Below are 22,368 nucleotides of genomic sequence, written 5' to 3'. Positions count from 1 at the left end.
GAAGGCGAGCTTGGCCGCCGGCGTGCCCGGCGACAAGCCCTGCAAGGAAGAGACGGCGGAACAGGGCCCCCGAGCACCCGCACGGGCAGGAGGAGGGCGGGGCGCGACGAGATCCATCGCGTTCCATCCGGCGCAAGCCGCCGCCGGGCACGATCATTTGGACATGCGGATGGTGGGTCATGGCCGGGCCCCAGGCGTGGAGCACGGCCGTGAGACCGATGCGGGCGCCGAGGTGTTCGAGGTCGGCCGCGATCGTCGTCATCGTCTGCGTGGAGGCGCGGAACAGGAGGTCGTAGACGGCCGCCTTGGTCTGGAACGCCACGGCGGCGATCTCGGCGGCCAGCGTGAAGACGACGTGGAAATATCCGACCGGCAGGAGGTCCGCTTCACGTTCGGCCAGCCAGTCAAGAGACGCCGCCTCCCTGGCAGCGCGCACAGTGCCGGTTGCGGCAGAAGTTGTAGGCGACCCGCAGATAGCCGCAGTTGTCACGGCCCTCGACATGGCCCCCGATCACGGCGGTGCGGCAAGCTTAGATCGCCGACATAACCTTCGGTTCGACAAGGCTCAGGTGCCCGGCACGGGAAGCCCGGAAAGCTGGGCCCGGCCAGGACCAAACGTACCGGAGAGCTTGCTACCGCTTGGGAGGACTCCGCTCGTTTGGCCGAACCTCGCTCGCGATCGATGTGGCGACGCATTTCGCGATCGGCCGAAAATCATCGAACGGACGGGTATGTCAGACGGGTGCTTGACCACGGCGCTCCGCAAGCAACGTCCGCATGGCGCGCACCATGAGCCGGTGGTCCTGCACGTCCGGGAGGCCGCTCACGACGGCCGCCCCGATGACGCCGCTCGCCTCCGTGGCGATCGGCACGCCGCCGCCACTGGCCACGAATTCCCGGTCGTCGAGTCCGAAACGTGCGCCCAGCGTGGTACCCTTCGCCTCGCATTCCAGGCGCAGCGCGAGCGAGGACCGATGGAAGCGCATGACGGCGTTCCGCTTGCGGCGGATCCATTCCGCGTTGTCGGGGGTCGTGCCAGGGAGGGCGGTCGCGAACACCACGTTTCCGCCCACGCTCAGCTCGATCCTGACGGGGAGGGCGTCGGCGTCGGCCATTTCGCGCACGAGGCATCCCAGCCTCCAGGCGACGTTCAGGTCGAAGCGGTCGAAGCGGAGCTCCTCAAGCTCCCGTGCGAGCTCCTCGAGGCTGGGCGTGGTCATGCGCTCGTTCCCGTCATGCCGCGGACGATCTCGCGACCGCGCCGCTCGACACCAACTGCCGGGCGTTCGACCACCCGAACCTCTTCGTCGTCGACGCATCGTTCCTTCCGACCTCCGCGGCCGTCAACCCCGCGCTGACCATCGCCGCTCAGGCCCTCCGGGTCGGCGACCACATCGCATCCAGGGAACTCGCGGCATGAGCACCCGTCCGGCTACCGTCGACGGCTTCCGGCCCGACGCGGGACGCCGTGCGAGGTCATGCCGCCTCCCGCATCTCACATCGGATACCCGTCCATGACCGACTACATCATCGTCGGCGGAGGCCCCGCCGGTTGCGTCCTCGCCAACCGCCTCAGCGAGGATCCGAGCGTCTCCGTGTTACTCCTCGAAGCGGGGGGCGCGACCGCCACCCGTTCATCCACATGCCGGCGGGCTTCGCCAAGATGACCAAGGGCATCGGCTCGTGGGGCTGGTCGACGGTGCCGCAGAAGCACATGAGGGACCGGGTGCTCTGGTACACCCAGGCGAAGATCATCGGCGGCGGCTCGTCGATCAACGCTCAGATCTACACAAGGGGCAATCCCGGCGACTACGACCGCTGGGTCGAGGCCGGCTGCGAGGGCTGGGGTCGGCTACAACGAGACGAAGATCATCGAGGTCGCCGAAGTGGTCCGCTCCGTCGCGACGAACACGCCGATGTGGCCGACCTTCGAGGCGGGCCATCACATCTGCCAGATCGTCGACGCCTGCATGGAGTCTTCGCGCATCGGACGGTGGGTCGACATTCCGAACGCGTGATCGACAGGCTCGGTGCCCTGCGTCCCGAGCCTGTTCTTCGATCAACATGCCCGCGTCGCAGCCGGGCTTCCCGGAGGCTACCTCGAGGCGTTCGAGAAGGGTCGGTTGCGTATGGCGGGCAAAGCCTACGAGGGAAGCATCTTCCCCGCGGAAACGCGCGAATGGATCGAGAGCCCGTCCGGAAAGTCCCCGGCGGAGGATCGGCAACGAAAGGGGTGGCGGGAAGCACCGCCGACCCGACCCGGCGAACTTTTCGGACGGGCTCTAAGAGATGGATGGGCCTTTCAGCGTGCCGCGCAGGCGTTGGAGCAGCGACTTTAAAGTCTGCGTCTCGGTGTCGGTCAGGTCGGACAGCATGATCTGCGACAGGCCGGCCCGGCGCTTCAGCATGCGCGCGAAGAGGGCGGTGCCGTCCGGCGAGAGGTTCAGAACGACCGATCGGCGGTCCTGCGTCGATCGCGTCCGCTCGATGAGACCCATCTCTTGAAGTTCCGAGACGAGACGGGTGATCTGCGCGCGGTCTCGCCCCATGCGCTCGCCGATCTGTGCGGGCGTCACGCCGGGCCGGCGTCCGATCATCTTCAGGACGTCTCGCTGCGGGAGGCTCAAGTCCTTGGCGGGACTATCCGGCAGGCTGCGCAGCCGTGCCTTGAAGGCCCGTCCGATCTCGGACAGGAGGTCGGCAATCTCCTCGCCGTCCACGTCGCGGCTCGACGCCGCGTCCGGCGTCCGGCTCGCTCCTCCAGCTCCGTGTTTCAAATGCTCGCGCTCCCAACCTTCGAGGCGCGGGACCTTACGAGCGAGGCCGCAGGTCGTCACCCGTTTTTCGAGCGGTTCTAATGTTTTGGCTCACTTATTGTTTTAGTTGACTCAGTCAATCATGTTTTCGTAACTCCTCTCATCGCCGCCGGGTACAGCGGCAACGGAGTGGGGACAGGACGATGCGGGGTCTAGGGGTTGGCGAAGGCCGTATTTTAACGGGACTGTTCGGCGCATCGGCGCTGGCCCTGACCACCCTGCAAAGTCCGGCGCAGACGGTAATCGACGAACCCGGCCGCCCGGAGGCGCCGATCGAGGCGCAGGACGACGGTGTCGCGTCCGACGGGCTCACCATCGCCCTCGACACGGTGGTGGTGACCGCCGCGGGCTTCGAGCAGACGGTCGCGGACGCGCCGGCATCGATCTCCGTCGTCACCCGCCAGGATCTCGATCGCGGTCAGTTCCGGGATCTGACCGACGCTCTGCGCAACGTGCAGGGCGTGTCCGTCACCGGCGTCGCCAACGAGCGCGACATCTCGATCCGCGGCCTGCCCGGCCAGTACACCCTGATCCTCGTCGACGGGGTGCGACAAGGGACCCGGGATGCGCGTCCGAATGGATCGGCAGGCTTCGAGCAGAGCTTCATTCCCCCGCTGAACGCCATCGAGCGCATCGAAGTGGTGCGCGGACCCGCTTCTACCCTTTACGGGTCCGACGCCGTGGGCGGCGTGATCAACATCATCACGCGGGCCGTGGCGACCGAGCCGACCGGGTCGGTGACGCTCGAGGCCACCGGCCAGGGCAGCGGGCGGCACGGCAACTCGGGGCAGGCGCAGCTCTATGCCGCGACGCCGCTGATGGAGGACATTCTCGGCCTTCAGGTCTGGGGCCGGGGCTACAAGCGAGGCGAGGACCGGTTGATCGCCGGCGACACGGCACGCGAGGAGGGCGACCTCACCGGGCGCCTCACATGGTCGCCGAGCGTCGACCACCGCTTCTTCCTCGAAGGCGGTATGACGCGTCTCGAGCAGCAGGCAACGGCGGGACGCACGCTCGCCGACGGTACGCTCGGCCGCATCGGCGCCAATGATCGTGATCATCTGCGCGCGAACTACGACGGCACGTTCCGATGGGGACAGGTGACCGGTTCGATCCAGCGCGAATGGGGCGAGCGCACCACCAGCAACGAGGATGCGATCACGCGCAACTTCGTAGAGAACGTTCGTTCGCCGGAGATCGTGAACACGGTCGCCGACCTCAAGGCCGTGACCCCCTTCGAGGCGTTCGGCGGTCATCGCCTGACGACCGGCACGCAGTTCATCGACAACGAACTCACGGATCAGAATCCAGGCCGACGCACGAACCTCGACGAGGAGTTCGGGCTCTACCAGTACGCGTTCTTCGTCGAGGACGAGTGGCAGATCACCGACACGTTCGCCCTGACCGGCGGCGTGCGCATGGACTATCACGAGATCTACGAGGAGAACTACTCGCCGCGCCTCTACGGTGTCTGGCGGCCGCTCGAGCAATGGACCTTCAAGGGCGGCGTTTCCACCGGCTTCCGAGCGCCCGACATCCGGTCGATCGCGCCGGACTACGCCTACACCACGGGCGGCGGGGGGTGCTTCTACGGGCCGGAGGCCCGTCGCGGCAACCGGAGCCCCTGCGGCGTGATCGTCTCCAACGAGGACCTGTCGCCGGAGACCTCGATCAATTACGAGGCGGCGGTCCTGTTCGACGACCTCGGCGGGTTCACGGCCGGCGTGACGCTGTTCTACACCGACTTCCAGGACAAGATCGACAACGACCGCGTCTACAATCCGGATGGCTCCTTCGCGCGCTGGGATCTCGACCCGAACTATACGCTGTTCCGTGTCTTCAACATCGATGCGGCCGTGATCAAGGGCGCCGAACTGACGCTCGGTTTCAACGCCACCGACACGATCTCCGTTCTCGCCAGCTACACCTACACCGACTCGGAGCAGAAGGGCGGCGAGTACGACGGTCTGGCCTTGACGCGCACGCCCGAGCACAGCGCCAACGTTCGCGTCGACTGGATCACGCCTGTGGAGGGGCTGACCGCCTTCGCGGCCGGCTTCTACGAGGGCGACCAGATCAACGCGGGCCTTCGCATCGGCACCAACGGATCGCCCGTGCGCAACAACGCAGGCACGATCGTCGCCCGCAAGTATCCAGGCTACTTCACCGCCGACATCGGCGCCTCCTACCAGATCAACGAGAACTTCACGGTCAACGGCACGATCTACAACCTCTTCGACAAGGAGGTTCTGCCGGACGCCTACAACACCGTGGTCGAGGGACGCCGCTTCTGGGCGAGCCTCAACGCCAGCTTCTGAACCATCAGGCCTCTCTCCCCTCGGAGCCGCACCATGCTGCAGATCCATCTTCGCCGGGCGCTTCTCGCCGCCGCACTAACGCTTCCCGCCTTCGTGCCCGCGGCGCACGCCGAGCCTTTCAGCGTGACGCACGCGCAGGGCGAGACGACGCTTGAAGCCGTTCCGCAGACGGTGGTGGTCGCCGATTGGGCGGCGTTCGACAACCTTCACGCGCTCGGGGTCGCGGTGGCGGGGGCGCCGGCCTCCGCCGAGCCGCCTTACCTTTCCGCCCTCGTGCCGGACGACCTGCCGCGCTACGGCTCCCTGCAGGAGCCGGACGTCGAGGGTATCGCGGCGGCAGGGCCAGATCTCGTGATCGTCGCCGGGCGCTCGCGCCGCGCCTACCCGACACTCAGCCCCCTCCTTCCCACGATCGACATGTCGGTGGACAATGCCGACATCGTCGGCGGCGTGAAGGCGAACCTAGCCAAGTACGGCGAGATCTTCGGCGTCGAAGAGCGCGCCGCGGACCTTGCAGCCTCGCTTGACCGCAAGATCATGGAAGCCCGGGCGGCGGCCGCGGGCAAGGGGAGCGCGCTGGTCGTCATCACCAACGCCGGGCGGCTCGGCATCTACGGCACCCGGTCGCGCGTCGCCTGGCTTCACGACGCGGTCGGCATCCCGCCGGTCGCCGAAACGGTGGACGATCGCCGCGACGGCGGCGACGGGGCGTCCTTCGAGTATCTGGTCGAGACCAATCCGGACTGGCTCTTCGTGATCGATCGCGACGCAGCGATCGGACGCGAAGGCGCGGCCCGCGCGACGCTCGACAACGAACTGATCCACCGCACGAACTTCTGGCAGCGCGACCGGATCATCTATCTCGATCCCGCTGCGGCCTATGTGACGATGCACGGCTATACCGGACTGATGCTGCTGCTCGACCAGGTGATCGCGGGCTACGGACGCGCGTCCTGACGAGCGGGCGACCCATGACGGCGATCGGCACGCCAACGCCCCGCGACCCGGGCGCGCATCCCGTCCTGCTTGGCGCGACGCTCGCGCTGGTGACGGGGCTCGCGGTGCTGAGCCTTTTCATCGGCATCAGCGACGTATCGCCGGACCGGCTCTTCGGAACGGGCGAGGACGACCGCGTGATGCAGGTCCTCCTCGTCAGCCGCATTCCGCGCACGGCGGCGATCCTTCTCGCCGGCTCGGCGCTCGCCATCGCCGGTCTCCTCATGCAGATCATCGTGCGCAACCGGTTCGTCGAGCCGTCGACGGCCGGAACCACGGAGGCGGCCTCGCTCGGCTTTCTCACTGTCACCCTTCTGGCACCCGGCTGGCCACTGATGGCCAAGATGATCGTGGCGGCGCTGTTCGCGATGGCCGGCACGGCGCTGTTCCTGCGCATCCTACGCTTCGTTCCCTTGCGCGATGCGATGCTGGTGCCGCTCGTGGGGATCATGCTGGGCGGCATGATCGGGGCCGTCACCACCTTCATCGCCTATCGCTTCAATCTTCTGCCCTCGGTTCTCGCGTGGACGATCGGCGACTTCTCGGGCGTCCTGCGCGGCCGTTACGAACTTCTCTGGTTCGGCCTCGGCGCGACGATCCTGGCCTATATCGCCGCCGACCGCTTTACCGTGGCCGGCATGGGGGACGACTTCACCACCAATCTCGGGCTGAATTACGCGGCCGTGATGACGCTCGGTCTCGTGCTCGTTTCCGTGATCGCCTCGGTGACGCTGGTCTCGGTCGGCTCGATACCGTTCCTCGGATTGATCGTGCCCAATCTCGTCTCGCTGATGGTCGGCGACAACATGCGCATCACGGTTCCCTGGGTCGCCAGCCTCGGCGCGCTCTTCGTTCTCGCCTGCGACATCGTCGGCCGACTGATCCGCTACCCCTACGAGGTTCCGATCGGCGTCGTGGTGGGCACGATCGGGGCGGCGATCTTTCTGGGGTTGCTTCTGCGCAGCCAGGGTCGGCGCCCGTGACGCGGATCGCAGCGCTTCGGACCGCCCCGGCGGGACGCTGGAGCCGGCCGGCGATCGTGATCGCCGTTCTCAGTGGGCTCGCCCTCCTGTCCGTTGCGGCGTTCCTGACGCTCGGCGCGCGGGGCCCCTGGAGCTTCGTCCTGACCTTCCGCGGACAACGTCTCCTCGCCCTCGTTCTCGTGGCCTATACGATCGCGGTGTCCACCGTCCTGTTCCAGACGGTCAGCAACAACCGCATCCTGACGCCGTCGATCATGGGCTTCGACGCGATCTTCGTTCTGGTGCAGACGTCGATCGTGTTCTTTCTGGGAACGCAGACGCTGGCACTTGCGGACCCGCACATGCGCTTCCTGGCCGAGGTCGTCCTGATGACCGGGTTCGCCTGGGTGCTGTTCCGGTGGCTGTTCCTCGGCGAGGAACGGAGCCTGCATCGTCTGATCCTCGTCGGGATCGTGTTCGGCATCTTTTTCCGCTCGATCTCGACGTTCATGCAGCGCATTCTCGATCCGAACGCGTTTCAAGTCCTGCAGGACGCGCTGTTCGCCAGCTTCCAGAGCGTCGAGACCACGCTGCTCGGCGTCTCGTTCGCGCTGGCCGGTCTCGTGTCCGCCGTGCTCTGGCGGATCGCCCATACGTTCGACGTCCTAACGCTCGGCCGGTCGCAGGCGATCAGCCTCGGCGTCGACTATCCCCGCGCGGTGATGACCATCCTGACGGGCATCGCCGTGCTCGTCGCGGTCTCCACCGCGCTGGTCGGTCCGATCACCTTCTTCGGTCTTCTCGTCGTGAGCCTCGCACGGGCTCTTCTGGGAGACAGCCTGCACCGCCACGTCCTGCCGGCGGCCGTGCTTCTCGGCATCGTCGCGCTGGTCGGCGGACAGGCCGTGCTGGAGCGCGTGTTCGCCTTCGACACCGCCCTTTCGATCATCGTCGAGTTCCTGGGCGGGTTCGTCTTCCTCATTCTCATCGTTCGGGGAGCCGCCCGTTGATCGTCGCCTCCGGCGTGTCCAAGCGTTACGGCGAGACGCTCGTCGTCGACGACGTCACCCTCGAACTTCCCGCGCACGGCATCACGGCCATCATCGGCCCGAACGGCGCCGGGAAGTCGACCCTTCTTTCGATGATGGCACGGTTCGTCGGCATGGATGCCGGAACCGTCACCGTGGACGGGCTCGATGTCGCGACGACGCCGAGCGACGCCCTTGCCAGGCGGCTCGCGGTCCTGCGGCAGGATAACCATATGGCGGCGAGGCTCACGGTGCGCGACCTCGTGACCTTCGGGCGCTATCCCCATTCGCGCGGCCGGCCGACGACGGACGACGCCGCCCATGTCGCGCGCGCGCTCGACTACCTGAACCTCACCGACCTTTCGCACCGGTTCCTCGACGAACTCTCCGGCGGCCAGCGCCAGCGAGCCTTCGTCGCCATGGTGCTGTGCCAGGACACCGACTACGTCTTTCTCGACGAGCCGCTGAACAATCTCGACATGAAGCACGCCGCCGCGATGATGCGGCTCTGGCGCGAGGCGGCCAAGGACTTCCGCAAGACGGTCGTGGTCGTCCTCCACGACATCAACTTCGCCTCCTGGTACGCCGACCACATCGTCGCCATGCGCCACGGTGCGATCCGCCGGCAGGGCCCCCCCGCCGCCATCATCCGACCGGACATCCTGCGCGACATCTACGAGATGGAGATCGGCGTGCACGAGATCGACGGGCGACGGATCTGCATGTTCTACGAGTAGGTAGAAGCACGATCGAGGCGGGAGAATGGGTTCGACAGCAGCATTCAACCACCTCGCTCAAGCTCCGGGTCGGCGATCCCCGTTCATCTGCGCAACGGCAGCTTTCCACTCGTTGCGCCTCCAAAGCGGTTCGTCCACTTTCGGACGCCGACGTCCCAGCGTCACAGCCCTTGATCCTCGACAATCATCGCCGCGCCTTTCTCGGCTACCATCATTGTCGGTGCGCGGCCGGGATTGAAGCAGAGGAGGAAGCCTGGATAGGGCTCTGGGGCGAGCCCCGCCTTCGGATCGTCGGGGATGCGGTAGGAGAGCGGATTGAAATAGAGTTGCAGGTTCGCCCGTTCCCGGTCCGGTCGTCCACGGAAGAAGCCGCCGGCCTGATTGACGTTCATGGCAAAGGGCCCCCGGCGCGTGAGGAGCCATTGCAGCGCCAGCCGCGCCAGTCCGATCGGGTGGCCGAAGGCGGCGTTCAGCGTCGGCACGCGCGAACGATAGTAGAAGCTGGCGCAGACATGGTCCTGGAGGTTGCGACCGACGGCCGGCAGATGCCGCCGGGCCTCTACGCCGATCGCGCCAAGATGGGCGCCGTCGCCGATGCCGGAGAGTTGCAGGAGCTTCGGGCTCGCGAAGGCGCCCCCGCATAGGATCACCTCGCTGCGCGCACGGAACATCACCGCTTCCCCGCCGCGTCGCGCCGTGACGCCATCGATGCGTCCGTCCCGCCAGAGGAGGTGGTCCACCTGGGTATGGTGCAGGATCCTCAGGTTGGGCCGGCGGCGCGCGGGATGGAGATACTCGCGCGAGGAGGACGAGCGCAGGCCGGCGCGCGTGTTCACGTCGTAGACGCCGGCCCCCTCGATCCGCTCGCCGTTGAAGTCCGGGTTTTCAGGCAGTTGCAGTTCGCGGCATCCCTCGAGAAAGGCTTTCGAGACCGCGTGGATGCCGGGGCGCATCGGCGTTACATGGATCGGCCCTTGGTCGCCGTGCCAGGGACCGTCCCCGCTCTCGTGCGTCTCCAGCTTGCGGAAGAAGGGCAGGACGTCGTCGAAGCCCCATCCCGGATTTCCGGCCGCGCGCCAGTCGTCGAAATCCTCCCGCGCGCCGCGCACGAAGATCATGGCGTTGATGGAGCTCTGCCGGGACAGTAGTGGTCACGCGCTCGCAGCGGATGCCATCCGCGCCACCAGTCAGGAGGACGCAGCGCTGGTTGAGCGCTGGGACTTCGACCTCGACGGTCCCCTCTTCGATGGCGGCCCGGTCTGCTGCGTTGATGCAGGAAATGTCGAGACCGTGATGGGCGACGGCGCGGGCAACCGTGAGCGGATCGAGTGGAAGACCCGCGAGGTTCTGGCCCAAGGGGCCGTGCCGATCCTGATCGGGGGCGACGACTCCGTGCCGATCCCCTTTCTCGCTGCCTTCGCCGAGCACGGACCATCTGGATCCTACAGATCGACGCGCATATCGACTGGCGCGATGAGGTTGAGGGCGAGCGAGACGGTTACTCCAGTCCCATGCGTTGGGCGAGCGAAATGCGGCATGTCGCCGGCATCGCTCAGGTCGGCATCCGCAGCGTCGGTAGTGCGGGACAGGTCGAGGTTGAGGCCGCGCTGCGCCATCTGCCCGAGGGCGCACGGGTGTCGTGACGCTGGACTGCGACGGCCTTGACCCGTCCGTCATGCCGGGGGTGGCGGCTCGAACGCCGGGCGGTCTCACCTACACGCAGACCATCGACCTCGTTGCGGGCGTGGTGCGACGGGGGCGGATCGTCGGGATGGACGTGGTCGAGTTGCTGCCGGCCGCCGACGTCGACGGGCTATCGGCGCTCACCGTCTCGCGCATCGTCGTCAACGCCATCGGGGCAATCGTACGTCAGCGTTGATGGGTCGGACGGGTGGTTTCCCGACCGTCTGCTTTACGGCGCCGAGCCGAGGATACCTGCCGATCTTTACCCGGATCCTGATCAGTTGAGCAAAGCGCTGTGGTAGCCTGCATTGGCGGCAGGCCTGAAGACGGTTCATTCCGCGGCAAACGTCACGCACCGCACGAACGCCTGCTCGAATTCGTGCCCGGCATGACCCGAGCCAAGAAGCACGGATGCGAGGAGCCGCGCCTTCGTCCCCGCGAGGTCTGAAGCAAAGATTGCACCGCTCCGCTCGAGATCCCGACCGCCTCCGTTCCCATAGAGGGGGCGCGTAGGACCCTCGGCGCATCGACTGGAGATGATAATGGGAACGCCCGAGTCCACGCATTCCTCGATCGGTCGGAGGAGCGCCGGCGGTGCGTTCCCGAGACCGAACGCCTCGATCACGATGGCAGTGGCCCCCAACTCCCTTAGCGCAACGATCATCCTGGGGTCGGCTCCCAAAGAGAGCTTCAGCAACTGAACCCCACCGTCGAGGCGCGTCGGATCTAAGGTCTCGGATCGCCGGCAGCGGCGACGGACGTCGACCTGTCCGAACGCGATCGTGCCCAGTGGTCCGTGCCCGCGAGAACCGAAGGCGTCGAGCCTGGTCGTGTGCGTCTTGGTGACGTCGCGGGCGGCATGGAAGGTTCCGTCGAAGCATAGGAGGGTTCCCATGCCGCCCGCGGCAGGGGTCGCTGCGAGGGAGATCGCGTCGCGCAGGTTCTCCGGTCCGTCGGTGTTCGGCATGTCGGCGTTGCGCTGGGCTCCGGTGAAGACGACCGGCTTGTCGCCGGGCACCGTCAGGTCGCAGAGATAGGCACTCTCCTCCATCGTGTCGGTGCCGTGCGTGACGACGACGCCGTCGCAGTCGGATCGCGACAGGTGTTGACGAATACGTCGGGAGAGCGACAGCACCAGCGGCAGGTCCATGGCGTAGCTGCCCACTTGGCAGAAGTCCTCGACGGTCACGTCGATGCCGGCGATCGCGCCGCCGACCGATGCAAGGAGGTCAGCGCCGCTCGCAGCAGCAACGACGTCTCCGTCGACATCGCGCCTCTTGGAGGCGATCGTCCCCCCAGTGGTCAGGACATGCACCCGTCGTGGTTCGTTGCGGGAGGACATCAGAACCGCATGGCCTCCTCGATCGCGCCCTGCGCCTCGGGGCCCATCGGACCCGAAGCCGCGACCTGTCCGCCCTTCATGACGGCGAAGTCGTCGGCGACACTCATGACGAACGGGAGATGTTGCTCCACCAGAAGGATCGAGACGCCCGTGCGGTCGCGCAATGAGCGCAGGACGGTGCCGAGTCGCTCGATCACCGACGGCTGGAGGCCCTCCGTCACCTCGTCGAGCATAAAGAGACGCGGCTCTGCCATGATGCCGCGTGCGACGATCAGCATCTTCTGCTCGCCGCCTGACAGCGAGCCGGCCCGTTGGTGAAAGCGGCTGGCGAGGAACGGGAAAGCCTCCTCGGCCGCGACGAAGCGGCGATCGAACTCCGCATCGCTCCGGATCCCGAGGCGAAGATTGTCCCTGACGGACAGGTCCTGGAAGAGCGCCTTCTCCTGGGGCGCGTAGGCGATGCCCTGCTCGGCGCGGCGGTTCGGAGCGACCCGGGTCACTTCCTCGCCGCCCACGGTGACCGAGCCGCGACGTGCGGGCAGGAACCCCATGACCGTCTTCAGGAGCGTCGACTTGCCGACGCCGTTCCGTCCGATCAGGGCACTGATGCGGCCTGTGCCGACCCCGAGCGAGACGTCGTCGAGCACTATGGCCCCGCCGTAGCCGCTCGTCAGGTTGCGGATGCTGAGTGTCTCGCTCACGAGCGTGCCTCCGCGGCTGCGGGCGCATGGGCCCCTGCGTAGATTTCCTCGATCAGCGGCGACGACAAGACATCGTCCGTCGAGCCGTCGAGCACGATCCGTCCCTGGTGCAGGACGACGATGCGGGACGAGATGTCCTTCACGAAGTCGAGGTCGTGCTCGACGAGGAGTATGCAGATCCCGTCCTGGCGGCAGAGGTCCTGAAGGATAGCACCGATCTGCCGGCGCTCGATGCGCGTCAGCCCGGCCGTCGGTTCGTCGAGAAGCACCACTTTCGGCTCGAGCGCCATGACCATCGCAAGCTCCAGGGCCTGCTTGAGGCCATGGCTGAGGTCGCGTGCGACGACGTCCAGCCGATCCGCCAATCCCGACATCTCGACGATGCGAATGGCGGACGCGGGCAAGGCCAAGTCGGTAGCGCGCCGAATCGTCGAGGGGCTTTCGAAGCGGGCCCGTGCGACCCGGAGGCACTCCGCGACGGTCAAGCTCTCGAACACCGACGCCATCTGGAACTTGCGGCCGAGGCCGAAGCGGACAAGGCGGTCCGGTGGCAGCTTGTCGATGTCGTGTCCGAAGACCGCGATGTCGCCCCCGCTGCGCTCACGCCCGTCGGCAAGGCACTTCATCAGGGTCGACTTGCCCGCACCGTTCGGGCCGACGAGGCTGACAAGCTCCCCGGGAGCCGTCGCTAGGTTGACGTCGCGCAGGACCTGCAAGGATCCGAAGCTCTTCGAGACGTTGCGGCATACGACAGCCGCATCGCTACTCCTCGTCGCGGGAGCCACAGCCCTCGCAGTTTCGGCAAGGCGCGCACCCTTCGTCGGCGGCGAGACCCGCTTGAGGATGCTGCCGAACAGGCCCTCAGGAAGGAGCAGGATGGTCAGGATGAATGCGGCTCCGACGAGGAGTTCCCAGACGAAGGGCAGGATGCCGGAGAGGTAGGCGGTTGCGATCTCGATCGCGACGGCGCCGATGGCGGCGGCGATCGGAGAGCCGCGTCCGCCCAGGGCGACGGCGACGACGAGCTGCGTGCCGAAAACGAAGCTTGCGTTCTCCGGAGCGGCGACACCGCCGAAGCCTGCGTAGCCGAAGCCGGCCGCCGCGGCGACCATCGCACATAGGACGAGGAGGAGGATGCGCAGCTTCGGCGTGTCGATGCCGAGATAGGCGCAACGGGCCTCGTTGTCGCGGACGGCGAGAAGGAGCCGGCCCGCGTCACTGGACAACATGACCTGCGCGAGGACGGTCACGAGGAGGAGGGCGATGCCGCCAATTCGGAACCAGACGTCGAGGTCGAGATCGAAGGTGAAGAAGCCGACAAGCCCGCTGGAGGACCCGGTGAGTTCCCCGCCGGAGTAGAGAACCTGGACCAGGACGATCGGCAGGACGAGCGAGATCACCGTGGCGTAGAGAGGGGTAGAGCCCGGGTAGAACGAGATCCAGCCGACGAACGCGGCGACGGCGCCTGCGGCCAGGATCGCAAGGGCGAAGCCGAGCGCGGCCTGCCATGGACCGAAATCGAACTCCGTGAAGGTCATCGCCAGCGCGTAGGCGCCGATACCGAAGAAGGCCGACTGTCCGAACGTGAGGAACCCGGTCGCTCCCCAAAGGATCGAGACGGTGATGGCGACGATCGCGACGAAAAACGCACGCGTCAGAAGATTGATGGCGTAGAGGTCGAGGACGGCAGGTCCGAAGACGACGAAGGCCAGGGCCAGTGCGAGGAAAAGCGCAGGGATTGCTCGGCCGCCGGGAAGACTGCGGGGGGTCGACGAGGGCGAAAGGGCGATGTCAGGCACGGGCGAAGCCCTCCGGGCGGAGTCTGAGCGCAAGCGCGGCGAGGATCGGGATCGCGAGGGCGCCGACCACGGGGGTGATGAAGCTGGAGGCCAACACCTGCGCGCTTCCGAGGACGAGGCAGGCGACGGCGAGCGTCGGAAGCGAGCCGCCGGACACCATGACGAGCATGAAGGCACCGGTGAGGTAGGCGATGCCCATGTTGGGATCGACGCTGGCGAGCGGGGTGATGAGGGCGCCCGCCATGGCGGCGAGCCCGCAACCGAGGCCGAAGGTGACGAAGCGGACTCGGGCCGAGTTGATGCCGAGCGCTTGGGCCAGCGTCTCGTTCATGATGACGGCGCGGGTCGACAGGCCGAGGCGCGTTCCGTTGAGAAGTGCCGTGAAGGCGACGCCGATGCCGATGGCCGCGCCCACCATCGCCAGCCGATAGGTCGAGTAGGACGTGCCGAGGACGTCCACCGTCCCGGGGAGCGGCGCATCGACGAACTGGATGCCACGCCCGAATCCCATGATGATGAGCTGGGCCAGCACGATGCCGAGGCCCCAAGTGACGAGGATGGCGTCCAGCGGCCGGTGGTAGAGGGGCCGTACGAGGACCCGTTCGACGACACCGCCGAGAAGAGCGCCGACCGCGAAAGCCAAGGCGACGGCCGCTACGAAGGGAAGGCCGATCCAGGTGCCGAGAAGGGCGGCGAAGGCGCCGACGGTGATGAACGCGCCGTGCGCGAAGTTGATGATCTTCAGGACACCGAAGACCACGAGGAGCCCGGCAGACAGACAGAAGAGGATGGCCGCCGTCGTCACGACGTCGAGGAGCAGCGTCATGCGCGCGTCTTTCGTTGGGGAAAGGGAAGGGCGGCGGCGCATCCGCACGCCGCCCCGGCTCAGCGACGGGTCAATTGAGCTTCGGGCATTGGTCGCCCGGATCGACGTCAGCGAACGACTGGATCACCTTGACCGAGCCGTCGGCCTGGACCTGCGCGAGGTACATCGTGAGCGGCGCGTGATGCTGCTTCGACATCGTGATCGTGCCGCGGGGTCCGTCGACCGAGACCGTCTTCAACGCCTCGAGGACGGGACGGGCATCGGTCGTGCCGGCCTTCTCGACGGCGGCGGCGTAAGCGAGGATGCCCTCGTACTGCGGCGTCGACAGGTCGTTCGGGGTGACGAGGTTGTCGCCGAACTTCGCCTTCATCGCCTCGAGGTAGGCCTTGTTGGCAGGCGAATCGATGCCCGTCACGTAGGACGCGGAGAGGTAGATGCCCGCCGCGTCGGCCCCCATGCTGCGGGCCGTTCCCTCGTCGACCGCGAGGTTGCCGTAGGGCAGGTCGATGCCGCTGGAGCGGAGCTGCTTGGTCAGCGTGACGTTCGGCGCGCCGCCGGACGTCGAGGTCACGAGGGCCTCGGCTCCGGACGCCTTGAGCTTGGAGAGGACCGGGGTCCAGTCCGTTCCGTCGATCGGCAGGTACTCCTCGCCGACCACGGTGCCGCCCTTCTCCTCGATCGCCTTCCTGGCGAAGGCGAGCATGCCGCGTCCGAACGCGTAGTCCGACCCGATCAGGAAGAACTTCTTCGCCTTCTTCTCGTCCATGAAGAAGTTGACGATGGGCGGGACCTGCTGCTGCGGCACCCAACCGTTGGCGAAGAGGTACGGGTTGCAGGACGCGCCCTCGTAGAACGAGGTGTAGATGTACGGCACCTTGCCCCGCTGGACGATCGGCAGCGCCGCGTTGCGGGCCGCGCTCGTCTCCATCGCGACGACCGCGTTCACCTCGTTCTGGAAGACCAAAGCGTCGAAAGCCTTCTGAGCGCCCGCGGCGCCCGAGGCGTCATCGACCACGACGAGCTCGAGCTTCTTGCCAAGCACGCCGCCCTTGGCGTTAATCTCGTCGACGGCGAGTTCGCTCGCCTGGACGACAGAAGGAGCGACGGTGCTGTTGGCGCCCGACAGGCCGACGGGAACGCCGATCTTGATCGTCTCGGCCGCATGGGCTGAACCGAGGAGACAGGTCGAGGCTGCGAGAGCCGCGGCGAACATGCGCATGGAAGGGGTCATCGGTGTTTCCTTCTCTTGGGGGTCAGTACCAACTGCGCCGGATGTCGGCGCCGAGGAGTTCGGAGTAGACGTCGGTGCGCCGGTCCCGGAGCGGCTGATTGAAGGCGTTCCAGGCGCGCTTGCGCCGTGCGTCGAGGAGGTCGAGGTCGGCGATCACGATCTCCTCGCGGTCGCGGCTGGCCGGGCCGGCGACGGGCCAGCCGTTGCAGCCGACAATGAGGCTCTGCCCCTCGAAGGGCTGTCCGCGCTCGGTCCCGATGCGGTCGGCGCAGGCGACGAAGACGGAGTTCGTGTGCGCCCCGGCCATCGTCAGCATGTTGGCCATGGCGAGCTGCCCCGCCGGCTGGTCGGGCATCGGCACCCAGTTCGTGGGGACGCAGACGATCTCGGCGCCCTGGAGCGCCATCAGGCGGAAGGTCTCGGGGAACCAGACGTCGTAGCAGATCGCCATGCCGATACGGCCGATGGCAGTCTGGAAGACCGGGAACCCGCGGTCGCCGGGTTCGAAGAACAGGTTCTCCTCGCCCCAGAGATGCGCCTTGCGGTAGGAGCCGACGAGCCCGCCGGGGCCGACCAGCGCCGCACTGTTGTAGAGCGCCTCACCGTCGCGTTCGGCAAAGCCGAAGGCGACGAACAGGTCTCGCTCGCGGCAGAAAGTCTCGAAGGCGCGAAGCGACGGGCCGTCGGTCAGCGCCTCGGCGCCCGCCCGCGCCTCGGCCTTGGTGCGGAAGACATAGCCGGACGTGCAGAGTTCGGGCAGGACGACGAGGCGTGCACCGCGATCGGCTGCCTGTCCAGCGAGCCCGATGGCCAGGGCGAGGTTGGCCGCGTTCTCGGCGACCTTGGGTTCCATTTGAATACAGGCGACACGGATCGTCGATCCGCCGTCCGGCATAGGGGCGTGCGAGGTCATGGACGCGAGTTTCCTTTGCGCCAAAAGCAAAAACCCCCGCCAGCGCAGTGAAGCGCAAGACGAGGGCTACATAGCCTGAATGTGGGAACGGCCGCCCGGCCGTTGAAAGCTGATCTCAGCTTGAGAACATTAGAGATGCTTTTTGCGCATGGGTCAAGTGCGCTGGATGCATAAATAAGCGGCGGCGATGCCTCATGATGATGCAGTCATTCGGAGCCGAGGAGACCGAAGCCGCCGAGGGCTTCCTGCGCCTGGATGATCCCCCTCGCGACATCCGCCATCGGAAGCCGACGCTGCGTCGCCTGCTGACGGAGGAGCTCGTAGCACTCCGGCTCCTCGAGCTTCTTCAGCCCCATCAGGATCTTGACCGCCTTGTCGATGTCCCGGCGGGCTTTCAGCGTCTCCTCGAGCTTGGTAACCTTGGCATTGAGACGCGCGACGTAGCCGTGCTGCGCCCGTGCCAGCACCAGCGCCGACAGGATGCCGAAGGCCCGCAGCGGCTTGTTCACGACGCCCTCGGCCGAGACGTCGAGGGCCTTTCGCAGGATGGTCGGGTTCTCGTAGTCGACGATGGCGATGAGCGTCGGGCGCTCGTCGGGGACCGTGACAGACTGATCCGCCTCGATCAGGAGGAACACTGTGTCGAAGTTCGTTGGCAGGACGCTTGGCGTGGGCCAGAGCCCCACGACCTCGCAGCCGAACCGGCGCAGTTGGTCGAGCAGCATGTCGCCCTCGCGGTCGCGGGGGTGGATGACCAGGACACGCGAGCCGCGAAGCCCGTCCATCAGGCGCTGGACCGCGGGCTTCATGCCTCTTCCACCGCGTCGATCCACTTGGCGCGGAAGCTGGTCGAGGAGAGATAGGGGTCCGGCTTCACGGGCTCGCGGCCCTGCCAGAGGATCTCGAAGCTGCCGTCTCGGCAAGCCGCGGCAATGCGGGGCGTCAACCAGGCATGGTTGTTGTCGGAATCGATCCGGACTGGCCCCTCGGGAGCGTCGACGCCGAGACCCTGTGCCGCATCCGCCAAGCGCTGCGTGTCGAGCGTCCCACAGCGTTCGAGTGCGGCGGCGAAGAGGAGCACCTGCGCATAGGACGACGCGCTCCACTGGCTGGGCGTTGCCCGATCGCCGTATTCGGCCTCGAAGCTGCGCCTGAACCGATCGCTTGCCTGTCCGGGGAGGCTTGCGAAGTAGGTCGCCGACGTGATGTGCCCGGCGCAGACATCGGCGCCGATCGCCCGAACCTCTCCCTCGGCGAGTGTCAGGCTCGTCATGGCTACGCCTCGGGCCGTCAGCCCCTCCGCGTGGACGAGCCGGTAGAAGTCGTGCGAGGGCGTTCCGACGAGGGTTGAGAACACCGTCAGTGGTCCGTTATCCGCCAAGCGGGCAATCTCGTCGACCGTGCGTCGAATCCATGCCGGATCGCCCGTCGGTGGCCCGTAGACCTCACCGACGACGGTCCCGCCCTGCGTCTCGATCAGGTCGCGCATGATCCGGTTGGTCTCGCGAGGATAGATGTAGTCCGACCCCATGAGGAACACGCGCCTGGCGAGCTTCGCCACGATGAAGTTGGCCAGCGGGAAGCTGTTCTGGTTCGGGCACGCCCCCGTGTAGATGACGTTCGGCGAGTACTCGAAACCCTCGTAGAAGGAGGGGTACCAGAGGAGCCCGTTGCGCCGCTCGATGGAGGAAAGGACCGCTTTCCGCTCGGCCGACGAGGAGCAGCCGAAGATCACGGAGATCCCGTCCTCGACGAGAAGCCGCTCGGCGAACTCGCGGTAGAGATGCGGATCAGACTGCGGGTCGTAGGCAATGACCTCGACGGGACGGCCGAGGACACCACCGCGCTCGTTGATCTCCTTGATCGCCAGCGCCGCACCGAAGAAGTGCTCGCTTTGCGTGAACCGGAGGTATCCTGAGCGCGAGAACAGGAGGCCGACCCGCCACGGATCCGATCCTGCCGATGTCGAGGTCATTGCGGAATCCACGGTTCGCAGTAGGGGTCGCCTCAAATACCTTAACGGTTGCCGGCGGCAAGACGGCGAGTGTGGGCGCGGGGTTGATCATCGTTCGCCCGAACGTCCGCTATGCGGAAGTGTCTAATGCCACGCTCTATGCCCGTGATGGATCGTTTGCTGCCCTTCCTGTATCGGAAATGTCGAACGGGGAGAGCGCCGTTCAACCGGCGGCACGGATGCCTTGCCCGTCGTTCCCGTCAACGCTTCCCGCCCTTGCCGGCCCCCTTTCGAACAGTTCGGTCGCCCGAACGATGCCGAGGGGCCTGGAGTAGAGATAGCCCTGAACCTCGCCGCAGCCGAGTTCTTCCAGGACGTCCGCCTGCGAGGCGGTTTCGACCCCTTCCGCGATCGTGCGGATTCCCAGCCCGTCCGCCAGGACCACGACCGAGCGGAGCACGGCCATCGAGTGCCGGTTGTCCGGGATGTCGGTCACGAAGCTCCGGTCGATCTTGATCTTCGCGATGGGAAAGCGATGGAGGTAGCCGAGCGAGGAATAGCCGGTCCCGAAGTCGTCGAGCGCGAAGCTGACGCCGAGGCCGAGAAGCTCGGCGAAAATGCCGGACAGACGATGGTTCTCGCCAACGAAGGCGGACTCCGTGATCTCGAGTTCCAGGCGCCGGGGGTCGAGCCCGGACGACGCCAAGGCAGAGCGCACCGCCCCGACGATGTCGCCGGCCAGGAATTGGAGCGGCGAGACGTTCACGGCGACCTTGATCGCGTCCGGCCAGAGCCGCGCATCCTCGCAGGCCCGGTGGAGCACCCAGGCGCCCAGTGCGTGGATCAGCCCCGTTTCCTCCGCGACCGGAATGAAGTCGGCCGGCGAGACCAGCCCCCGTTCGGGATGACGCCAGCGCACGAGCGCTTCCGCCCCGGTCCAGGCATCGTCGCGAAGGCGGGCCTGGGGCTGGTAGGCTAGCTCGAACCCGCCGGTCTCGAACCCGCCGGTCTCGATTGCGTCGGCGAGATCGCGTTCGAGCGCGAGCCGTTCGAGCCGCGCCTTCTCCATCGTCGGATCGAATTCGACCACCGGCCCGGCCGCCGTCCGCTTTGCCTGATAAAGGGCGACATCGGCTCGCCGGCGCAGCACCGAGGGATCGCTGCACCCTTCATGTGCGAAGGCGATGCCGACGCAGGTTCCGATGGAGACGCGGTGTCCGTTGACGTCATAGGGGCGCGAGACCGCGCCCACGATGCCTTCGGCGAGCGTGCGGGCCATCTCCGCGTCTCGTGATCGCAGGAGCACGAGGAACTCGTCGCCGCCGATGCGGAACAGGATCGCCTCTTCGGTCAGAAGGCCCTCGGCGCGGCGTGCCGTTTCCACGAGCACGGCATCCCCCGTCGCGTGTCCCAGCGCATCGTTGACGCCCTTGAAGCGATCGAGGTCGAAGGCGAGGAGGGCCACCGGAGGCGGATCCGCACCCAACTCGTCGAGGAGCGTCTCCAGAGCGCGTCGATTGGGAAGGCCCGTCAGGCTGTCGTGGAAGGCCGCGAAGCGAAGGCGCTCCTGCGCCCCTTCGCGGTCCGTCACGTCGTGCAGCACGAGGCTGGCGTAGCGCAGGGGCCGGGCATCGCCGCGCCGCCGCCTGTCTTCCAGCCAGAACGGCGAGACCGTGTATTCGAGGATGCGCACGTCGTCCTCGCGCGGCAGCCGGACGATCCTTTGCTCGGGCGGCCGACCACAGGGGGGCCCGTCCGTCTCGGCCATCGCCTCTTCGACCGCGTGCACGAGCGCGGCGGGCAGATCGGCCAGCGCACCGGGACGCTCGCCCCGCGGCAGGTCGAGGAGGGTGCGCGCGACCTCGTTGATCCGCATGATCCGGCCTTGCGCATCGACGATAACGATGGCGTCGAAACCGTCGTCGACGACGCGCTCCAGGAGCCGCGCCGTGTTGCGGGTCTCCACGCGCGAAACCCGGAGCCGCAACTGCCGGAGGTCGAATTCCCGCGCAAGGCTCCAAAGCGCGATCGCGCCGATCGAAAGTTGCAGCCAGGCCGTCTGCGGCATCACGGCGCGCTCGACATAGAGCCACGTAGCCCCGCCTTCGACCGCGACCGCGGCCACGGCGAGGACGACGAGGCTCCGGCGAAGGCGGGTGCGCGCCGCAAGCCACGAGCCGGCTCCCAGGACGAGAAGCACCAGGGCAAGCGGCGGGTGCCAGGCTGCCAACTCCCTGTCTTGCAACAGGGTTTCCGTGGCCAGCGCGATCACCGTCGATCCGGAGACGATGCCGGCGCCGGGAACGGGGAACAGGTCATGGAGTTCGATCGCCGTCGCGCCGACGATCAGTGTCTTGCCGGCAAGTCCGCCTTTTGGGATGCGACCGCGCAGGAGATCGGCGTAGGACACGCGCGGGATCGAGGCGGCCGAGATGCCGTGGTCGATCCCGAACAGTCCTTGCGTGGTCTGTCGGCCCGCCAGGAGGGCAGGCATGGAGGCGACCTCCTCGCCATCCATGTCGATCGACATGGGAAAGCGCCGCACGCGTCCGTCGGCATCGACCGGAACGTTGATCGCGGCGGGCCAGGACGCCGAGAGCAGCGGCTCGATCGGCATGGACGCCAGCCTCGCCCCCGAAGCCGGATCGTACTGGACGAAGGCGGCGAGGAACGTTTCCGGCCCGGCGCTGCCGAGGGCCTCCGCCAGGGCCTCGTCATCCAGGGCGCCCGAGCGCGTGGAGAAGTCGATGTCGAAGGCGACGCGGCTCGCACCGGCGTCAGCCGCCGCCCTCAGGAGATCGGCATGAAGCCGGCGCGGCCAGGGCCAGACGCCGACCTCGGCCATGCTCGCCGCATCGATGTCGACCAGCACGATCCCGCCCGACGCTGGACGCTGGCCGACGACGAAGCGGGCATCCGAAAGTCTCGTGTCCAGAAACCGCGGAACGCCGGACAGCGAGGCTCCGAGGAGGCAGGCCGCCGCAACCAGAAGCGGGACGAGAGACCGGATCGACAAGGGCGAGAGGCCGGGCGGGCGGCCAAGCGTCTTCGAACTCGACATC

The 22,368-nt window shown here is 67.1% G+C and carries 18 protein-coding genes and 5 pseudogenes; 9 read left to right on the top strand and 14 right to left on the bottom strand.

The genetic code is table 11. The annotated features are described in order from the left end of the window. Nucleotides 1-46: 46 nt before the first annotated feature. The 3 genes and pseudogenes from O5O54_RS22450 to O5O54_RS13665 all read right to left on the bottom strand — a co-directional run. Nucleotides 47-157 (bottom strand): annotated as a pseudogene (locus O5O54_RS22450) (hypothetical protein); the annotation flags it as partial. Between the two features lie 247 nt (nucleotides 158-404). Beyond that, complete coding sequence (locus O5O54_RS22445) at nucleotides 405-515, bottom strand: transposase zinc-binding domain-containing protein (RefSeq protein ID WP_407061706.1); 111 nt, start codon at nucleotides 513-515, stop codon at nucleotides 405-407. A 219-nt stretch (nucleotides 516-734) separates the two neighbouring features. Next, on the bottom strand, nucleotides 735-1,220 hold the full coding sequence (locus O5O54_RS13665) for a heme-degrading domain-containing protein (RefSeq protein WP_279482355.1): 486 nt from the start codon (nucleotides 1,218-1,220) through the stop codon (nucleotides 735-737). A 23-nt stretch (nucleotides 1,221-1,243) separates the two neighbouring features. Between O5O54_RS13665 and O5O54_RS13660 the strand changes: the two are divergent. The 3 pseudogenes from O5O54_RS13660 to O5O54_RS13650 all read left to right on the top strand — a co-directional run. Continuing rightward, nucleotides 1,244-1,420 (top strand): annotated as a pseudogene (locus O5O54_RS13660) (GMC oxidoreductase); the annotation flags it as partial. Between the two features lie 94 nt (nucleotides 1,421-1,514). Continuing rightward, nucleotides 1,515-1,846 (top strand): annotated as a pseudogene (locus O5O54_RS13655) (GMC family oxidoreductase N-terminal domain-containing protein); the annotation flags it as partial. Then, nucleotides 1,845-2,018: pseudogene (locus O5O54_RS13650) on the top strand (gfo/Idh/MocA family oxidoreductase); the annotation flags it as partial. The pseudogenes O5O54_RS13655 and O5O54_RS13650, both read left to right, overlap by 2 nt. A gap of 264 nt (nucleotides 2,019-2,282) precedes the next feature. Here the strand turns inward: O5O54_RS13650 and O5O54_RS13645 are convergent. Further along, a complete protein-coding gene (locus O5O54_RS13645; protein ID WP_279482354.1) occupies nucleotides 2,283-2,777 on the bottom strand; it encodes a MarR family transcriptional regulator in 495 nt (164 codons plus the stop codon). Nucleotides 2,778-2,959: 182 nt separating this feature from the next. Here O5O54_RS13645 and O5O54_RS13640 point away from each other — a divergent pair, with 182 nt between their 5' ends. From O5O54_RS13640 to O5O54_RS13620, 5 genes are read left to right on the top strand one after another with little or no spacing between them, the layout of a single operon-like run. Next, a complete protein-coding gene (locus tag O5O54_RS13640; protein WP_279482353.1) occupies nucleotides 2,960-5,134 on the top strand; it encodes a TonB-dependent receptor domain-containing protein in 2,175 nt (724 codons plus the stop codon). A gap of 33 nt (nucleotides 5,135-5,167) precedes the next feature. Beyond that, the gene (locus tag O5O54_RS13635; protein WP_279482352.1) at nucleotides 5,168-6,091 is read left to right on the top strand and encodes a siderophore ABC transporter substrate-binding protein; all 924 of its coding nucleotides are present in this window, start codon (nucleotides 5,168-5,170) and stop codon (nucleotides 6,089-6,091) included. A gap of 14 nt (nucleotides 6,092-6,105) precedes the next feature. After that, nucleotides 6,106-7,113 (top strand): ABC transporter permease, encoded by a 1,008-nt coding sequence (locus O5O54_RS13630; RefSeq protein ID WP_279482351.1) that lies wholly within the window; start codon nucleotides 6,106-6,108, stop codon nucleotides 7,111-7,113. Between the two features lie 5 nt (nucleotides 7,114-7,118). Then, nucleotides 7,119-8,102, top strand: coding sequence for an iron chelate uptake ABC transporter family permease subunit (locus O5O54_RS13625; RefSeq protein ID WP_279482507.1), 984 nt, complete (start codon nucleotides 7,119-7,121; stop codon nucleotides 8,100-8,102). After that, nucleotides 8,099-8,857 (top strand): ABC transporter ATP-binding protein, encoded by a 759-nt coding sequence (locus O5O54_RS13620; protein WP_279482350.1) that lies wholly within the window; start codon nucleotides 8,099-8,101, stop codon nucleotides 8,855-8,857. Before O5O54_RS13625 ends, O5O54_RS13620 begins: the two co-directional genes overlap by 4 nt. Before the next feature lie 161 nt (nucleotides 8,858-9,018). On the opposite strand, the gene O5O54_RS13615 is transcribed toward O5O54_RS13620, so the two are convergent. Next, complete coding sequence (locus O5O54_RS13615) at nucleotides 9,019-9,975, bottom strand: GMC family oxidoreductase (RefSeq protein WP_407061705.1); 957 nt, start codon at nucleotides 9,973-9,975, stop codon at nucleotides 9,019-9,021. Between O5O54_RS13615 and O5O54_RS13610 the strand changes: the two are divergent. Next, nucleotides 9,974-10,736: pseudogene (locus tag O5O54_RS13610) on the top strand (arginase family protein). The gene O5O54_RS13615 and the pseudogene O5O54_RS13610 sit on opposite strands and share 2 nt — an antisense overlap. A gap of 135 nt (nucleotides 10,737-10,871) precedes the next feature. Here O5O54_RS13610 and O5O54_RS13605 read toward each other — a convergent pair. The 9 genes from O5O54_RS13605 to O5O54_RS13565 all read right to left on the bottom strand — a co-directional run bounded on the left by O5O54_RS13605 (nucleotide 10,872) and on the right by O5O54_RS13565 (nucleotide 22,367). After that, entirely contained in the window at nucleotides 10,872-11,882 is a 1,011-nt protein-coding gene (locus tag O5O54_RS13605; RefSeq protein ID WP_279482349.1) for an asparaginase, read from the bottom strand. Next, the gene (locus O5O54_RS13600; RefSeq protein ID WP_279482348.1) at nucleotides 11,882-12,583 is read right to left on the bottom strand and encodes an ABC transporter ATP-binding protein; all 702 of its coding nucleotides are present in this window, start codon (nucleotides 12,581-12,583) and stop codon (nucleotides 11,882-11,884) included. Before O5O54_RS13600 ends, O5O54_RS13605 begins: the two co-directional genes overlap by 1 nt. After that, nucleotides 12,580-14,382 (bottom strand): branched-chain amino acid ABC transporter ATP-binding protein/permease, encoded by a 1,803-nt coding sequence (locus O5O54_RS13595; protein ID WP_279482347.1) that lies wholly within the window; start codon nucleotides 14,380-14,382, stop codon nucleotides 12,580-12,582. Before O5O54_RS13595 ends, O5O54_RS13600 begins: the two co-directional genes overlap by 4 nt. Further along, on the bottom strand, nucleotides 14,375-15,208 hold the full coding sequence (locus tag O5O54_RS13590) for a branched-chain amino acid ABC transporter permease (protein WP_279482346.1): 834 nt from the start codon (nucleotides 15,206-15,208) through the stop codon (nucleotides 14,375-14,377). Before O5O54_RS13590 ends, O5O54_RS13595 begins: the two co-directional genes overlap by 8 nt. Before the next feature lie 70 nt (nucleotides 15,209-15,278). Continuing rightward, on the bottom strand, nucleotides 15,279-16,427 hold the full coding sequence (locus O5O54_RS13585; protein ID WP_407061710.1) for a substrate-binding protein: 1,149 nt from the start codon (nucleotides 16,425-16,427) through the stop codon (nucleotides 15,279-15,281). A 34-nt stretch (nucleotides 16,428-16,461) separates the two neighbouring features. Beyond that, on the bottom strand, nucleotides 16,462-17,292 hold the full coding sequence (locus O5O54_RS13580; protein ID WP_279482504.1) for a nitrilase family protein: 831 nt from the start codon (nucleotides 17,290-17,292) through the stop codon (nucleotides 16,462-16,464). A gap of 266 nt (nucleotides 17,293-17,558) precedes the next feature. Continuing rightward, on the bottom strand, nucleotides 17,559-18,161 hold the full coding sequence (locus O5O54_RS13575) for an ANTAR domain-containing response regulator (protein ID WP_279482345.1): 603 nt from the start codon (nucleotides 18,159-18,161) through the stop codon (nucleotides 17,559-17,561). Then, nucleotides 18,158-19,327: a transporter substrate-binding domain-containing protein gene (locus tag O5O54_RS13570; protein WP_279482344.1), complete on the bottom strand. Its 1,170-nt coding sequence runs from the start codon at nucleotides 19,325-19,327 to the stop codon at nucleotides 18,158-18,160. The genes O5O54_RS13575 and O5O54_RS13570 overlap by 4 nt, the downstream gene beginning before the upstream one ends. Before the next feature lie 202 nt (nucleotides 19,328-19,529). After that, nucleotides 19,530-22,367, bottom strand: coding sequence for an EAL domain-containing protein (locus tag O5O54_RS13565; RefSeq protein ID WP_279482343.1), 2,838 nt, complete (start codon nucleotides 22,365-22,367; stop codon nucleotides 19,530-19,532). Between the last annotated feature and the right edge of the window lies 1 nt (nucleotide 22,368).

It is taken from the genome of Aureimonas sp. SK2, assembly GCF_029813115.1.
In the GTDB taxonomy this organism is placed as follows: Bacteria; Pseudomonadota; Alphaproteobacteria; order Rhizobiales; family Rhizobiaceae; genus Aureimonas.
The sequence above is the reverse complement of the archived record's forward strand: the minus strand, read 5'-3'. Positions and strand labels throughout refer to the sequence as shown.

Coding starts and splice junctions, on each gene's coding strand:
- O5O54_RS13580 (WP_279482504.1), bottom strand. CDS start 17,292: ATGGAACCCAAGGTCGCCGAGAACGCGGCCAACCTCGCCCTGGCCATC.
- O5O54_RS13630 (WP_279482351.1), top strand. CDS start 6,106: ATGACGGCGATCGGCACGCCAACGCCCCGCGACCCGGGCGCGCATCCC.
- O5O54_RS13575 (WP_279482345.1), bottom strand. CDS start 18,161: ATGAAGCCCGCGGTCCAGCGCCTGATGGACGGGCTTCGCGGCTCGCGT.
- O5O54_RS13565 (WP_279482343.1), bottom strand. CDS start 22,367: ATGTCGAGTTCGAAGACGCTTGGCCGCCCGCCCGGCCTCTCGCCCTTG.
- O5O54_RS13635 (WP_279482352.1), top strand. CDS start 5,168: ATGCTGCAGATCCATCTTCGCCGGGCGCTTCTCGCCGCCGCACTAACG.
- O5O54_RS13615 (WP_407061705.1), bottom strand. CDS start 9,975: ATGATCTTCGTGCGCGGCGCGCGGGAGGATTTCGACGACTGGCGCGCG.
- O5O54_RS13665 (WP_279482355.1), bottom strand. CDS start 1,220: ATGACCACGCCCAGCCTCGAGGAGCTCGCACGGGAGCTTGAGGAGCTC.
- O5O54_RS13570 (WP_279482344.1), bottom strand. CDS start 19,327: ATGACCTCGACATCGGCAGGATCGGATCCGTGGCGGGTCGGCCTCCTG.
- O5O54_RS13590 (WP_279482346.1), bottom strand. CDS start 15,208: ATGACGCTGCTCCTCGACGTCGTGACGACGGCGGCCATCCTCTTCTGT.
- O5O54_RS13605 (WP_279482349.1), bottom strand. CDS start 11,882: ATGTCCTCCCGCAACGAACCACGACGGGTGCATGTCCTGACCACTGGG.
- O5O54_RS13585 (WP_407061710.1), bottom strand. CDS start 16,427: ATGCGCATGTTCGCCGCGGCTCTCGCAGCCTCGACCTGTCTCCTCGGT.
- O5O54_RS13640 (WP_279482353.1), top strand. CDS start 2,960: ATGCGGGGTCTAGGGGTTGGCGAAGGCCGTATTTTAACGGGACTGTTC.